This window comes from Streptomyces cucumeris (assembly GCF_024295805.1).
GTDB lineage: Bacteria > Actinomycetota > Actinomycetes > Streptomycetales > Streptomycetaceae > Streptomyces > Streptomyces cucumeris.
This window is the reverse complement of record NZ_JANCLX010000026.1, coordinates 32,486-47,367: the sequence shown is the minus strand read 5'-3', so window position 1 is coordinate 47,367 and position 14,882 is coordinate 32,486. Positions and strand designations below refer to the sequence as shown.

Annotated in this window: 13 protein-coding genes; 8 read left to right on the top strand and 5 right to left on the bottom strand. The window is 69.7% G+C overall.

All coding sequences use genetic code 11. The features are described 5' to 3' along the window. Positions 1-37: 37 nt before the first annotated feature. On the bottom strand, positions 38-1,567 hold the full coding sequence (locus NMK44_RS29990; protein WP_254748953.1) for a peptide MFS transporter: 1,530 nt from the start codon (positions 1,565-1,567) through the stop codon (positions 38-40). 273 nt (positions 1,568-1,840) lie between these two features. On the opposite strand from NMK44_RS29990, the gene NMK44_RS29985 reads away from it, so the two are divergent. Both NMK44_RS29985 and NMK44_RS29980 read left to right on the top strand, forming a co-directional pair. After that, positions 1,841-2,521 (top strand): response regulator transcription factor, encoded by a 681-nt coding sequence (locus NMK44_RS29985; protein WP_254748951.1) that lies wholly within the window; start codon positions 1,841-1,843, stop codon positions 2,519-2,521. Positions 2,522-2,543: 22 nt separating this feature from the next. After that, positions 2,544-3,794 carry a sensor histidine kinase gene (locus NMK44_RS29980; RefSeq protein ID WP_254748949.1) on the top strand — a complete coding sequence of 417 codons (1,251 nt, stop codon included), beginning with the start codon at positions 2,544-2,546 and terminating at the stop codon, positions 3,792-3,794. A gap of 30 nt (positions 3,795-3,824) precedes the next feature. Here NMK44_RS29980 and NMK44_RS29975 read toward each other — a convergent pair whose 3' ends face one another. Continuing rightward, entirely contained in the window at positions 3,825-4,352 is a 528-nt protein-coding gene (locus NMK44_RS29975) for a GtrA family protein (protein WP_254748947.1), read from the bottom strand. A 131-nt stretch (positions 4,353-4,483) separates the two neighbouring features. On the opposite strand from NMK44_RS29975, the gene NMK44_RS29970 reads away from it, so the two are divergent. From NMK44_RS29970 to NMK44_RS29960, 3 genes are all read left to right on the top strand, one after another. Next, on the top strand, positions 4,484-5,653 hold the full coding sequence (locus tag NMK44_RS29970; protein WP_254748945.1) for a 5-(carboxyamino)imidazole ribonucleotide synthase: 1,170 nt from the start codon (positions 4,484-4,486) through the stop codon (positions 5,651-5,653). Beyond that, positions 5,650-6,174, top strand: coding sequence for a 5-(carboxyamino)imidazole ribonucleotide mutase (gene purE / locus NMK44_RS29965; RefSeq protein WP_254748943.1), 525 nt, complete (start codon positions 5,650-5,652; stop codon positions 6,172-6,174). The genes NMK44_RS29970 and purE overlap by 4 nt, the downstream gene beginning before the upstream one ends. Positions 6,175-6,326: 152 nt before the next feature. Then, on the top strand, positions 6,327-7,520 hold the full coding sequence (locus NMK44_RS29960; RefSeq protein ID WP_254748941.1) for a dipeptidase: 1,194 nt from the start codon (positions 6,327-6,329) through the stop codon (positions 7,518-7,520). Here NMK44_RS29960 and NMK44_RS29955 read toward each other — a convergent pair. Further along, on the bottom strand, positions 7,517-8,857 hold the full coding sequence (locus NMK44_RS29955) for a UDP-glucose dehydrogenase family protein (protein WP_254748939.1): 1,341 nt from the start codon (positions 8,855-8,857) through the stop codon (positions 7,517-7,519). The genes NMK44_RS29960 and NMK44_RS29955 overlap by 4 nt on opposite strands. Positions 8,858-9,025: 168 nt before the next feature. On the opposite strand from NMK44_RS29955, the gene NMK44_RS29950 reads away from it, so the two are divergent. Further along, positions 9,026-10,186, top strand: a complete 1,161-nt coding sequence (locus NMK44_RS29950; RefSeq protein ID WP_302888813.1) for an acyl-CoA dehydrogenase family protein — start codon at positions 9,026-9,028, stop codon at positions 10,184-10,186. Positions 10,187-10,251: 65 nt separating this feature from the next. Here the strand turns inward: NMK44_RS29950 and NMK44_RS29945 are convergent, their stop codons facing one another. Beyond that, a complete protein-coding gene (locus NMK44_RS29945; protein ID WP_254748937.1) occupies positions 10,252-11,547 on the bottom strand; it encodes an LCP family protein in 1,296 nt (431 codons plus the stop codon). Between the two features lie 106 nt (positions 11,548-11,653). On the opposite strand from NMK44_RS29945, the gene NMK44_RS29940 reads away from it, so the two are divergent. Continuing rightward, a complete protein-coding gene (locus NMK44_RS29940; RefSeq protein WP_254748935.1) occupies positions 11,654-12,202 on the top strand; it encodes an acyl-CoA thioesterase in 549 nt (182 codons plus the stop codon). Positions 12,203-12,222: 20 nt separating this feature from the next. On the opposite strand, the gene NMK44_RS29935 is transcribed toward NMK44_RS29940, so the two are convergent. Next, positions 12,223-13,659: an LCP family protein gene (locus NMK44_RS29935; protein WP_254748933.1), complete on the bottom strand. Its 1,437-nt coding sequence runs from the start codon at positions 13,657-13,659 to the stop codon at positions 12,223-12,225. Between the two features lie 198 nt (positions 13,660-13,857). On the opposite strand from NMK44_RS29935, the gene NMK44_RS29930 reads away from it, so the two are divergent. Continuing rightward, positions 13,858-14,877, top strand: coding sequence for a glycosyltransferase family 2 protein (locus tag NMK44_RS29930; RefSeq protein ID WP_254748931.1), 1,020 nt, complete (start codon positions 13,858-13,860; stop codon positions 14,875-14,877). Positions 14,878-14,882: the final 5 nt, after the last annotated feature.

Sequence of the window (14,882 nt, the reverse complement as noted above, 5' to 3'; positions counted from 1 at the left end):
CGCGCCGGGCCCCTCAACACCTGGGCCGCGAACGGCGTCAGCGCACGTCGGCCATGAGGGCCACGATCTTCTTGCGGTACAGGTAGACCGCGAATCCGGCCAGCGCCGCGAAACTCGCCTCCAGCGCGATCACACCCGTGCCGCTCATATCGACACCCGCGATGGACAGCAGGCCCGTGATGCAGTCACCGGCGGTCACCGCGAGGAACCACACACCCATCATCTGGCTCGCGTACTTCTCCGGAGCCATCTTGGTGGTCACCGAGAGGCCGACCGGGGACAGGCACAGCTCACCCATCGTCTGGATCATGTAGACCGACACCAGCCACGCCGGGCTGACCGTGCTGCCGTCCGAGGCCATCCCCATCGGCACCACGAAGACGAAGAACGACGCGCCGATCAGGACCAGGGCCATCGCGAACTTCACCGTGGTGTTGGGCTCCCGGTCGCGCCGGGCCAGCCACAGCCACAGCCAGGCGAAGACCGGGGCGAGGGCCATCACCCACAGCGAGTTCACCGACTGGAACCACGAGGACGGGAAGTGCAGCCCGAAGACGTTGTCGGCGGTCTTCTTCTCGGCGAAGGCGGACATCGTGGAGCCGCCCTGGTCAAAGATCATCCAGAACACGGCCGCGGCCGCGAAGAACCAGATGTAGCCGCTCACCTTGGTCTGCTCGACCGCTGTGAGCTCCTTGTCGCGCTTGATCCGGATCAGCACCCCGGTCGGGATGACCAGACCCGCGACGGTGATCGGGACCAGCGCCCAGTTCAGCGTCCAGTGGCCGCTGAGGACGACCGCCCCGTAGAACACCGTGGCCACGATCAGCCAGATCAGTCCCTTGCGCAGCCAGGCGCGCCGCTCCTCGGCCGCCAGCGGCGTGGGGACGACACTGCTCTGCGGGCTCAGATGGCGGGTGCCGATGAGGAACTGGACCAGACCGAGCGCCATACCGAGCGCGGCCAGTGCGAAGCCCAGGTGCCAGTTGTAGCTCTGGCCGACGGTGCCGATCACCAGCGGAGCGGCGAAGCCACCCACGTTGATGCCGATGTAGAAGAGGGTGAAGCCGCCGTCCCGGCGCGGGTCCTGGGGACCGTCGTAGAGATGGCCGACCATCGTGGAGATGTTGGACTTCAGCAGCCCCGAACCCAGGGCGACCAGGGCGAGACCGGCGAAGAAGGGCCCCTGCCCGGGGACGGCGAGCGCCAGATGGCCCGTCATGATCACACCGGCGGCGATGGCAACCGTCCGCCGCGGGCCCCAGACCCGGTCACCGAACCAGCCGCCGGGCATCGCCAGCAGATAGACCAGGGCCACATAGACCGAGTAGATGGCCACCGCGTTGACCTCGGTCATCCCGAGACCGCCGCCCTGAGCACCCTTCTTGGCGTCCGGGCCGCCGGAGATCAGGTAGACGACGAGCAGGGCTCTCATGCCGTAGTAGCTGAAGCGCTCCCACATCTCGGTCATGAAGAGGGTTGCCAGGCCACGCGGGTGGCCGAAGAAGGTCTTGCCACCGCTGGCAGGGGTTCCCTGCGCGGTGGCGCCCTTCGTGAGGCTGGACGCCATGGGGGGGTTTCCTTGTGTGGGGGGTCAGGTGGCGCTCGGGTGGTCGGTTCGGTCGCCCTGTCCGGCTCCGGACACGACAGAGACCTTCGGCGGCGTGTAGCGGCCAAAGGTCCCCGAAAAAGAGCTACAGACGTACATTCACCTTACACACGGCTTACGCGCACCCCTGGAACGGTGAGACATACCTCACGGATGGGGCACGCAACCATGTGAGCCCCGGCCGTGGTCCCGTGCGCGGCCCGTGCTCCGACCTCGGCGGACTACCATCACTCCATGACCCGAGTACTGCTCGCCGAGGATGACGCGTCCATCTCGGAGCCGCTCGCTCGCGCCCTGCGCCGTGAGGGGTACGAGGTCGAGGTGCGGGAGGACGGACCCACCGCGCTCGACGCCGGGCTGCAAGGGGGTATCGATCTGATCGTCCTCGATCTCGGCCTGCCGGGTATGGACGGTCTCGAGGTCTGCCGCCGGCTGCGCAACGAGGGCCACGGCTTCCCGGTGCTGGTGCTCACCGCCCGCGCGGACGAGGTGGACACCGTGGTCGGGCTGGACGCGGGCGCGGACGACTATGTGACCAAGCCCTTCCGCCTCGCCGAGCTGCTCGCCCGGGTCCGGGCGCTGCTGCGGCGCGGCGCCGTCGAGACCCATGCGCAGGCGCCGTCCACCCATGGGGTGCGGATCGATGTGGAGTCGCACCGCGCCTGGATGGGCGAGGAGGAGCTCCAGCTCACGGCGAAGGAGTTCGACCTGCTGCGCGTCCTGGTCCGGGACGCGGGCCGGGTGGTCACCCGGGACCAGCTGATGCGCGAGGTGTGGGACACCACCTGGTGGTCCTCCACCAAAACCCTCGACATGCACATCTCCTGGCTGCGCAAGAAGCTCGGGGACGACGCCGCCAACCCCCGTTACATCGCCACCGTCCGGGGTGTCGGTTTCCGTTTCGAGAAGAGCTGACGGTGGCTGAGACGGTAGGACCATGCGCCGTCGTCTGATCAACTCCACCCTCGCCGTGGTGCTCGTCGTCATCGCGGTCTTCGGTCTTTCCCTGGTCCTCGTGGAGACGCGGACCATCGAGAACAGCGCCCAGGAGAGCGTCAGCTCCGACGCGGTGCGGCTGGTCAGCATCGTGGACAGCAGGCTGCTCGGCGGTGAGGGCGTCACCGCCAAGGTGCTGCGCGAACAGATCGAACCCGGCCGCTACGCCCTGATCCGGATCCCGGACCACCCCACGGTGGAGATCGGCGAGCGGCCCGAAGGCAGTGTCATCTCCGCCGAGGAGCGCGGTGAGCAGGGCGAGGTGGTGCGGGTCGAGGAGTCCCGCTCCACCGTGAGCCGGGAGATCGGCCGCACCATGCTGATCATCCTGGCGGTGGCGCTGCTCGCCGTCGTGGCCGCCGTCCTGCTGGCCGTACGGCAGGCGCGCAGGCTCTCCGCCCCGCTCACCGATCTCGCCGAGACCGCCGAGCGGCTGGGCTCGGGCGATCCCCGGCCGCGCCACCGCCGCTACGGGGTGCCGGAGCTGGACCGGGTCGCCGACGTCCTGGACTCCAGCGCCGAACGCATCGCCCGGATGCTCACCGCCGAGCGGCGGCTGGCCGCCGATGCCTCGCACCAGTTGCGGACCCCGCTGACCGCGCTGTCCATGCGGCTGGAGGAGATCACGCTCACCGACGACCCGGAGACGGTCAAGGAGGAGGCGACCATCGCGCTGGGGCAGGTCGAGCGGCTCACCGACGTGGTGCAGCGGCTGCTGACCAACTCCCGCGATCCGCGCAGCGGCTCCGCGGTCGCCTTCGACCTCGACGAGGTGGTCAAGCAGCAGATCGAGGAGTGGCGCCCGGCCTCCCGCAGCGAGGGCCGCGCCATCGTCCGCTCGGGCAAGAAGGGGCTGCGGGCGGTCGGCACCCCGGGCGCGGTCGCGCAGGTGCTGGCCACCCTGATCGAGAACTCACTGATGCACGGGGACGGCACGGTCGCGCTGCGCACCCGGGTCACCGGCAACCAGGCGGTCGTCGAGGTGTCCGACGAGGGTCCGGGTGTCTCGCCCGACCTCGGCGCGCGGGTCTTCGAGCGCACCGTCAGCGGACGGAACTCCACCGGTCTGGGGCTCGCGGTCGCCCGCGATCTGGCAGAGGCGGACGGCGGGCGGCTGGAGCTGCTCCAGCAGCACCCCCCGGTCTTCGCGCTCTTCCTCAGCCGCGAGGCGGAGTGCCAGGGCGGTTCCTGATCCGCCGGTCAGCGCTTGCGCCCGGCTGGGTCACTTCCGGACCGGCTGCTTGCGGGTGGCCTGCGCGGGCGGCGCGTCGCTGAGAAAGGACTCCGCACGCTCCACGGCCTCCCGGGCGGGCAGCGTCCGGAACACCCAGGTGCGGTAGGACCAGAAGCGGAAGAGGGTGGCCACCCCGATGCCGACGAACTTGCACACATTGCTCTGGAGCTGGCTGTCGAGGCCGAAGCCGTAGGTGGCCGTGTAGAGCACACCGTTCTCGATGATCAGGCCGATCGCGCTGAACAGCAGGAAGAGGCTGAGCTCCTTGGTGCGCCCCTGCTTGTCCCGGTCCCGGTAGGTGAAGTAGCGGTAGCCCAGGTAGTTGAAGCCCGTCGCGACCACCGTGGCCACGATGGACGCCCGCACCACCGGCAGCGTGCTGAACTCCCGGACCAGGTTGAAGACCGCGAGGTTGACGAAGACGCCGGCACCGCCGACCACCCCGAACTTCGCGATCTCGCGGGCGAGTTGGCCCAGCCGGGCCCGCAGCCCTTCGAGTGTGCGCCGTTCACTCATGGTGATCGTTCCGCCCCGTCCGTCAGCGTTCAACAACGGCCCCATGCTAACCAGCGCCCCGCGCTCTCGCCTGCAAGGCATCGTCATGGTCCGGTCCCGGTTTCTGGATGATCCTCCAAGGCCGGTGAGGGGTGGTCGCGGGAGGAAGTTACTCTGGGAGGGTGACATTCCCGGTAGTCGGCATGGTCGGCGGCGGCCAGCTCGCCCGTATGACCCACGAGGCGGGCATCCCCCTCGGTATCAGGTTCAAGCTGCTCAGTGACACCCCGCAGGACTCTGCGGCCCAGGCGGTCAGCGATGTGGTCATCGGTGACTACCGTGACCTCGACACGCTTCGTGCGTTCGCACAAGGCTGTGCCGTGGTCACTTTCGATCACGAGCATGTCCCCGCGGAGCATCTGCGTGCCCTGGAAGCGGACGGCGTGGTCATCCGCCCCGGGGTGGAAGCCCTGCTCCACGCCCAGGACAAGGGGGTGATGCGGGAGCGGCTGCGCGCCGCGGGCGTGCCCTGCCCGCGCCACCGCATCGTGACGGATCCCACGGACGTGGTGCGGTTCGCCGAGGAGGGCGACGGCTTCCCCGTCGTCCTGAAGACGGTGCGCGGCGGCTACGACGGCAAGGGCGTCTGGGTGGTCCGTAACGCGGAGCAGGCGGCCGATCCGTTCCGCGCCGGGGTGCCGGTCCTCGCCGAGGAGATGGTCGACTTCAGCCGTGAGCTGGCGGCCAATGTGGTGCGCTCCCCGCACGGCCAGGCCGTGGCCTACCCCGTCGTGGAGTCCATCCAGGTCGACGGGGTGTGCGACACGGTGATCGCCCCCGCGCCCGATCTCTCCGGCGAGCTGTCCGCCCAGGCCCAGGAGCTGGCCCTGCGGATCGCCGCCGAGCTGGGTGTCATCGGACACCTGGCGGTGGAGCTCTTCGAGACCCGGGACGGGCGGCTGCTGGTCAACGAGCTGGCGATGCGTCCGCACAACTCCGGTCACTGGACCCAGGACGGCGCCGTGACCTCGCAGTTCGCCAACCATCTGCGGGCCGTGCTCGACCTCCCGCTCGGCGATCCGCGCCCCCGGGCCCCGTGGACGGTGATGACCAACGTCCTCGGCGGTGACTTCCCCGACATGTACGCGGCGTATCTGCATTGCATGGCGCGCGATCCAGGGCTGAAGATCCACATGTACGGCAAGGACGTGAAGCCCGGGCGCAAGGTCGGCCACGTCAACACCTATGGCGACGATCTGGCCGATGTGCGTGAGCGCGGCCGCCACGCCGCCGACTACCTCAGAGGGACCATCACCGAATGAGCGCTCCTGCGATCGGCATCGTCATGGGTTCGGACTCCGACTGGCCCGTGATGGAAGAGGCGGCCAAGGCCCTCGACGAGTTCGAGATCCCGTACGAGGTGGACGTGGTCTCCGCGCACCGGATGCCGCGCGAGATGGTCTCCTACGGGGAGAACGCGGCCCCCCGCGGGCTGAAGGCGATCATCGCCGGGGCGGGCGGCGCCGCCCATCTGCCGGGCATGCTCGCCTCCGTCACCCCGCTTCCGGTGATCGGTGTCCCGGTCCCGCTGAAGTACCTGGACGGGATGGACTCGCTGCTGTCGATCGTGCAGATGCCGGCCGGGGTGCCGGTGGCCACGGTCTCCGTCGGCGGCGCCCGGAACGCCGGACTGCTGGCCACGCGGATCCTGGCCGCCCATGACGCCGAGCTCCAGGCCCGGATGCGGGAGTTCCAGGAGGACCTCAACCAGCAGGCCACGGAGAAGGGCAAGCGGTTGCGCGCCAAGGTGGGCGGCTCCGGCTCCTTCGGCTTCGGCAAATGAGCGCGGCGGACCGGGTCTGACCGTCCCCCGCACTCGTTGCGTCAACGACGGGTCAAGCACTGATCAAGCGCTGGTCAGCGGTGTCGTAGCGGGCGAAAGCAACCGAACTGATGGGGCGTGACTTCGGTCATTCAACATTGCAAGATGTGACGATGACCGATCGTCTCGCGCAAGCCCGTGCACTGCTGACCACCCACCCCGTGGTCGACGGCCACAACGACCTCCCGTGGGCCCTGCGTGAGCAGGTCCGCTATGACCTCGACCGGCGCGATATCGCCGCCGATCTGAGCGCCCACACCCACACCGACCTCCCGCGGCTGCGCGCGGGAGGCGTCGGCGCCCAGTTCTGGTCGGTCTACGTCCGCTCCGACTTCAGCGGGGACACCGCGGTCAGCGCCACCCTCGAACAGATCGATGTGGTCCGGCGGTTCACCGCGGCCCACCCCGATCAGCTCCGCCCCGCGCTGACCGCGGATGACATGGAGGCCGCGCGCGCCGAGGGCCGGATCGCCTCCCTGATGGGCGCCGAGGGCGGCCACAGCATCAACTGCTCGCTGGCCACCCTGCGCGCCCTGTACGACCTCGGGGTGCGCTATATGACGCTCACCCACAACGACAACGTCCCCTGGGCGGACTCGGCGACCGACGAGCCGCGCGCCCACGGCCTCACCCGCTTCGGCGAGGAGGTCGTCCGGGAGATGAACCGGCTCGGCATGCTCGTCGACCTCTCCCATGTCTCGGCCGACACCATGCGCGACGCGCTCCGGGTCACCGAGGCGCCCGTGGTCTTCTCGCACTCCTCCGCCCGTGCCGTCTGCGATCACCCGCGCAACATCCCGGACGACGTACTGGCCTCGCTGCCCGCCAACGGCGGGGTGGCGATGGTCACCTTCGTGCCCAAGTTCGTCCTGCCGGAGGCGGTCGCCTGGACCCGGGCGGCCGACGAGAACATGCGCGCCCACGGACTGCATCCGCTGGAGATGTCGGAGGCGGGAATAGCGGTCCACCGCGCCTTCGAGGAGTCCAATCCGCGTCCGCGCGCCACCGCCGCCACCGTCGCCGACCATCTGGACCATATGCGCGAGGTGGCGGGCATCGACCACATCGGTATCGGCGGCGACTTCGACGGCACCGCCTTCACCCCCGATGACCTCGCCGATGTCACCGGCTATCCGAACCTCATCGCCGAACTGCTGGACCGCCACTGGTCACCGGCCGATCTCGCCAAGCTGACCTGGGAGAACGCGGTCCGTACGCTGCGCTCCGCGGAGGATGTGGCACGCGGGCTGCGGGAATCCCGGGCCGCCTCGGTGGCCACGATCGAGCAGCTGGACGGCCCGGCCTAGGCCAGCGGGCGGCCCAGGGCCCGGTACTGCCAGCCCGCCTCACGCCAGTGGTCCGGGTCCAGGGCGTTCCGCCCGTCCAGCAGACGGCGCTCGGCGACCACCTCGCCGAGCCCGGCCGGGTCCAGCTCGCGGAACTCGCGCCACTCGGTGAGGTGCAGCACCGCATGGGCGCCCCGGGCGGCCTCCAGCGCGCTCGGCGCGTAGGCCAGGGTCGGGAAGAGGGCGCGGGCGTTGTCCATGCCCTTGGGGTCGAAGACGGTGACCTGGGCGCCCTGGAGCTGTATCTGCCCGGCGACATTGAGCGCGGGGGAGTCCCGGACGTCGTCCGAGTCCGGCTTGAAGGTGGCGCCCAGCACGGCCACCCGCTTGCCCAGGAACGCGCCGCCCACGGCCTCGCGGGCCAGCTCGACCATATGGCCGCGGCGGCGCATGTTGATCGAGTCCACCTCGCGCAGGAAGGTGAGCGCCTGGTCCGCGCCCAGCTCACCGGCGCGGGCCATGAACGCCCGGATGTCCTTGGGCAGACAGCCGCCGCCGAAGCCGATCCCGGCGCGCAGGAACTTCTTGCCGATCCGGTCGTCATGGCCGATGGCCTCGGCCAGCTTCACCACATCGCCGCCCGCGGCCTCGCAGACCTCGGCCATGGCGTTGATGAAGGAGATCTTGGTGGCCAGGAAGGAGTTGGCCGAGGTCTTCACCAGCTCGGCGGTCGGGTAGTCGGTGACCACGAAGGGTGAGCCCTCGGCGATGGGTGTGGCGTACACCTCGCGGAGCTGCTTCTCGGCCCGCTCGCTGGTGACGCCGACCACGATCCGGTCCGGGTGCAGGGTGTCCTGGACGGCGAAGCCCTCGCGCAGGAACTCCGGGTTCCAGGCCAGCTCCGCGTCCCCGCCCACCGGGGCCAGCTCCGCCAGCCGGGCCGCCAGCCGGTCCGCGCTGCCCACCGGCACCGTGGACTTGCCCACGACCAGCGTGGGACGGCGCAGATGCGGGGCCAGGGACTCCACGGCGGAGTCGACGTAACTCATGTCACATGCGTACTCGCCGTGCTTCTGCGGAGTGTTCACACAGATGAAGTGGATGTCGCCGAACTCACCGGCCTCCTCGTAGGAGCTGGTGAAGCGCAGCCGCCCGGTCGCGCCCTCGTGCCCCACGACATGGCGCCGCAGCAGATCCTCCAGGCCCGGCTCGTACATCGGCACTCTGCCCGCCGAGAGCATCGCGATCTTCTCGGGGACGATGTCCAGACCCAGCACCTCGAACCCCAGCTCGGCCATGGCCGCGGCGTGCGTGGCGCCGAGGTAGCCGGTGCCGATCACTGTGATCTTGAGGGGCATGGAGTGCTCCAGGGCGGTCGGTCGCAGATGCGCTGACTGAGCATAGTCGGGACGCGGACCCGGCCGGCGCCCCGGCTGTCGGCTAACTCACGTATACCTGTCGGGGCAGCACCCCTAGAATTCAGTTACTTAACGGTAGTTAGCACACTCAGGGGAGTGGAGAAGACCTTGGCGTCCTCGGTTAATGACTTCGACCTGTACCGGCCGTCGGAGGAGCACGACATGCTCCGCGACTCGGTCCGCTCTCTCGCCGAGGCGAAAATAGCCCCCTTCGCCACCGAGGTCGACGAAGAGGGCCGCTTCCCGCAGGAGGCGCTGGAGGCGCTCGTCGCCAATGACCTGCACGCGGTGCACGTCCCCGAGTCCTACGGCGGCGCGGGCGCGGACGCCCTGGCCACCGTGATCGTCATCGAGGAGGTCGCCCGGGTCTGCGCCTCCTCCTCGCTGATCCCCGCGGTCAACAAGCTGGGCTCGCTGCCGGTCGTCCTCTCCGGCTCCGAGGAGCTGAAGAAGAAGTACCTGGGCTCGCTCGCCAAGGGCGACGCGATGTTCTCGTACTGCCTCTCCGAGCCGGACGCGGGCTCGGACGCGGCGGGTATGAAGACCAAGGCCGTGCGTGACGGCGACCACTACGTGCTCAATGGTGTGAAGCGCTGGATCACCAACGCCGGGGTCTCCGAGTACTACACGGTGATGGCCGTCACCGACCCCGAGAAGCGCTCCAAGGGCATCTCCGCCTTCGTCGTGGAGAAGTCCGACGAGGGCGTCTCCTTCGGTGCCCCGGAGAAGAAGCTCGGCATCAAGGGCTCCCCGACGCGCGAGGTCTACCTCGACAACGTCCGGATCCCCGCCGACCGCATGATCGGCGCCGAGGGCACCGGCTTCGCCACCGCGATGAAGACCCTGGACCACACCCGCGTCACCATCGCCGCCCAGGCCATCGGCATCGCCCAGGGCGCGCTGGACTACGCCAAGGGCTACGTCCAGGAGCGCAAGCAGTTCGGCAAGGCCATCGCCGACTTCCAGGGCATCCAGTTCATGCTGGCCGACATGGCGATGAAGCTGGAGGCCGCCCGTCAGCTCACCTACGCGGCGGCCGCCAAGTCCGAGCGCGTCGACGGCGACCTCACCTTCTTCGGTGCCGCCGCCAAGTGCTTCGCCTCGGACGTGGCGATGGAGGTCACCACCGACGCCGTACAGCTCCTCGGCGGCTACGGCTACACCCGGGACTACCCGGTCGAGCGGATGATGCGGGACGCCAAGATCACGCAGATCTACGAGGGCACCAACCAGGTGCAGCGCATCGTGATGGCGCGCAACCTGCCGTAGGGCCCGCGGGCACAGACGAAAGGCGGGGCATCGCACATGCGATGCCCCGCCTTTCGCCGTATCCGCTAGTTGCCGGAGGAGACGGTGACCTTCTCGTCGTTCTTGAGCTGGCCCATCAGTTCCTTGACCTTGACCATGTCCCACTGCACCGCGCTGCCCTTGGGCGTGGAGAGGCCGGGGTTGGAGACGGGCATGTTCATCTGCTTGCCGTCACCGCCGGAGACGCTCTTCATCGCGAAGAACATGTCCTTCACGTCCCACAGGCTCATGTCCTTGTCGACGACCAGGTTGTCCAGACCGGCGCCCATCGTCGGGTAGAGCTTGAAGGGGTTCAGCAGCGTGCTCGGCGAGGCCGCCTCGTTGGCGAGCGCCGACAGGAACTTCTGCTGGTTCTTGGTGCGGTCCAGGTCGCCGCCCGCCAGGCCGTAGCGCTGCCGGACGAAGGCGAGCGCCTGCTGGCCGTCCAGCGTCTGCTTGCCCTTCTTCAGGTCGGTCCCGGACTTCTTCTCCTTCATGTCCTGCGGGATGTCGATCTCGACACCGCCGACTCCGTCCACCAGGTTGGCGAAGCCGTCGAGGCCGATCTCCGCGTAGTGGTCGATCTTCAGCCCGGTGTTGTACTCGACCGTGCGGACGAGCAGCGAGGGGCCCTCCGAGGAGTACGACGCGTTCAGCTTGTTCTTGCTCGCGGGGATCCGGTTGCCGGTCTCCGAGCCGGTGAAGGACGGGATCGTGACATAGGAGTCACGCGGGAGGCTGATCATGGTGTTCCCGTTGTCACCGACATGGAGAAGGATCATGGAGTCGGTGCGGCGGCCCTCGGCGGAGCCGGTGTGCAGCTTCTTCTTCTGCTCGTCCGACAGCCCCTCACGGCTGTCGGAGCCGACGATCAGATAGTTGGTGCCCTTGCCGCCGTCGGGCCGGTCCTCGACCTTGCTCAGGTCGACCTCGCGGCGCAGCTTGGAGTCGGCCCAGAAGTAGGTGCCTATGCCCACGGCCAGCAGCAGGACGAGGAAGGTCACCAGGCCGATGGCTATCCGGCGCTTCCAGTTCTTGGGGCGCGCCGGGCCGGGGGTGCCGCCGGCGCCCGGTCCGCCGCCCTGGCCGTAGACCTGACCGGTGTTGTAACCGTCGTCGTACGGATCGTGGTCGTCATAGCCCTGGGACGGCTGCTGTCGCGGCACCGTGCCGCGCGGCGACATGCTCGGCGGCAGCGGCGGCTCGCCGTGCGGGCCGCCCGCGCCCGGCGCCGTACGCCGGACCTGCGGCATCGCACGGGCCCCCTCCGGTTCGGAGCTGCCGCTGCCGCGTCCGTACCGGTCGTTGCGGTCGCCGGTCCATCCCTGGGGCCAATCGCTCATGCAAGAGAGTGTGCCTGGTCGGGGGGTCCCCATACAGGGCGGGTGCGGGATCGGGGCCCGGCTGTTGCAGAGCTGATAAGAATCCGGTCCGCATAAGGTGGATGGCATGACCCTTCAGGCCAAGGGAGCGGAACCGGAGCTTGCGGGCAAGCCCACCTCCGCCTCCCGTACCACGTTGTCCCACATCATGACCAACAGTGACACCAATCTCCTCGGCACCGTGCACGGTGGCGTGATCATGAAGTTGGTGGACGACGCGGCCGGGGCGGTCGCCGGACGCCACTCCGAGGGCCCCGCCGTCACCGCCTCGATGGACGAGATGGCGTTTCTGGAGCCGGTCCGCGTCGGCGATCTCGTCCATGTGAAGGCCCAGGTCAACTGGACCGGACGGTCCTCCATGGAGGTCGGGGTACGGGTGCTGGCCGAGCGCTGGAACGAGTCGACCCCCGCCACCCAGGTCGGCAGCGCCTATCTGGTCTTCGCCGCGGTCGACGAGGACGGCAAGCCCCGCGCCGTGCCGCCGGTGATACCCGAGTCCGAACGTGACGAGCGCCGCTACCAGGAAGCCGAGATCCGGCGCACCCACCGCCTCGCACGCCGCCGCGCCATCCGCGAGCTGCGGGCCCGCCGTACCGCCGAGGGCGTCGAGCTGTAGGGGACGCGCCCGCCACCGGGCTACGAGCAGGCGACCTGATCGCCGGTGACGGCCTCGATACCGTCCTTGTCCGTGTGCGGCTCCTCGGTCCGCACCTTCCGGATGCCGTCGTAGTCCTTGCCCACCGTGATCTGCATCACGGCACCCTGTCCGGTGACCGGCCGCAGCTTCGCACCGGGCAGCGCGGCCGCCAGCGAGCGGACCGAGCGGTTCCAGACCGGGTCGTAGGCGATCACCGTGCGCGCCACGTCCGACTTCACCGCGTCGGCCGGGGACCCGGTGGTGGCGAAGCCCGCGCCGTGCAGATCCCGGTCCGCGCGCCGGGCCAGCCCCGACTCGGTGGTGCCGTTGAGCACATGGACCTTGACCCGGGCGGGATCCACGTCCACCGGGACCCCACGCGGCTTCTTGGCGTGCCGTACGGTCAGCGGCCGGTCCTCGCGGATGGCCGTGAACAGCCGCCCGGCCTTCTCCTCGTTCCAGCGCAGCGTGGAGCCGACCCCCTTGACCGGGGTGCCCGGCAGATCCACCGGGACCGAGGCGAACTCCGACGACGCCGGGGTGAACCCGTGCATCGCCCGGCCCAGCTCCACCAGGTCCTCCGCCCCGAAACCGTGGTCGGCGCGGACCGAGCCCAGCAGGGTGGAAGCCACCCTGTTGAACTTCACCGGGTTGAAGAGGATGCCCCCGGCCGTGGTCTGTTCGATCACCGACGCCATGAACCGCTGCTGGCGCTGGATCCGGCCCAGGTCCGAGGTGCCGTCGATATGCCGGGAGCGCACGTACTGCAGTGCCTGTCCGCCGTTGAGCACATGGCTGCCGACCGGCAGGTCGAGCCCGGTGTGGTCGTCCTTCAGCGGTCGGGCGGTACACACCTTCACCCCGCCCACCACGTCCACCGTCTTCATGAAGCTGGTGAAGTCCACCTCGAGGTAGTGGTCGATATGGACACCGGTCAGATGCTCCACGGTGCGCACCGTCAGACCGGGCCCGCCCTCGGCGTACGCGGCGTTGAGCTTCTGCGGATGCCCGGGGTGCCGTCTGCCGGTGGGGTCGGTGTACGCGGGGATATCGGCGTAGGAGTCCCGCGGCAGGCTGATCACGCTGGCCCGGCGGCGGTCGCCGGACAGATGCACCAGCATGATCGTGTCGGTGCAGTGGCAGGGTGCGCCGCCCAGCCGGTAGAGCGCCTTCTCCCGCGGGCTGATCCGGTCCCGGCCGTCGGTGCCGACCACCAGGAAGTTGACGCCCCCGCCGCCGCCCCGGGGCCGGTTGTCCAGATCGTCGAAGACATCGACCCGGTGGATCCCGGACTCCAGCTCCCGGACCAGCAGATGTCCGATACCGCTGACGGCCAGCACCAGACCGGAGGCCCCGGCGGCGATCCGCAGCCCCCAGCGGGGACGGCGGCCGGAGCGGGTGCGCGACGGGCGCGGCGAACGGGCCGGTGCTCTCACTCCGGGGACCTCCGTGACGGGCGGGCGGGGCCGAATCGCCTCACCGTAGGCCCATACGATGAGCACCTTGGCGGCCCCACGCCGCCGGTGCCGTCCGCTGCCACCCGGGCGGCGCGCTCCGGTGTCCCCCATACGCGGTAACGTGGGCCCGATACCCGCAGTCTTCCGGGGGGCGACCCCCGTCTACCCCGAGGTGCCATGCCCCCGCATCAGCTCCCGGCCGTCTCCGTGATCATGCCGGTGCTCAATGAGGAACGCCATCTGCGCAACTCCGTGCGGCACATCCTGGAGCAGGAGTACGCCGGTGAGATGGAGGTGGTGATCGCCCTCGGCCCGTCCAGCGACCGGACCGACGAGATCGCCGCCGAGCTGGTCGCCGAGGACCCCCGGGTGCACACGGTGCCCAATCCCACGGGCCGTACCCCCGCCGCGCTGAACGCCGCGATCAAGGCGTCCCGCCATCCGGTGGTGGTCCGGGTCGACGGCCACGGCATGCTCTCCCCGGACTACATCGCGACCGCGGTGCGGCTGCTGGAGGAGACCGGCGCGCAGAACGTCGGCGGCATCATGCACGCCGAGGGCGAGAACGACTGGGAGCACGCCGTCGCGGCCGCCATGACCTCCAAGATCGGGGTCGGCAACGCCGCGTTCCACACCGGCGGTGAGGCGGCCCCGGCCGAGACCGTCTACCTGGGTGTCTTCCGCCGCGAGGCGCTGGAGCAACAGGGCGGCTACAACGAGGAGTTCATCCGCGCCCAGGACTGGGAGCTGAACTTCCGGATCCGTGAGGCGGGCGGGCTGATCTGGTTCTCGCCCGAGCTGAAGGTCTCCTACCGGCCGCGGCCCAGCGTGCGGGCGCTCGCCAAGCAGTACAAGGACTACGGCCGCTGGCGCCATGTCGTGGCCCGTTTCCACCAGGGCTCGATCAATCTGCGCTATCTCGCCCCGCCGACCGCCGTGGTCGCCATCGCGGCGGGCCTGGTGGTGGGCGCGGCCGTCACCCCATGGGCCCTGGTGATCCCCGGTGGCTATCTGGCGGCCATCACCGCGGGCTCGGTTCCGGCGGGCAAGGGGCTGCCGCTCGCGGCCCGGCTGCGGATCCCGGTCGCGCTGGCCACCATGCACATGTCGTGGGGCTGGGGCTTCCTCACCAGCCCGCGGGCGCTCGCCAGGAAGGTCATCGCCAGCCGCCGCCCGGCGGTCATGGCCGAGGGCTGACCGCT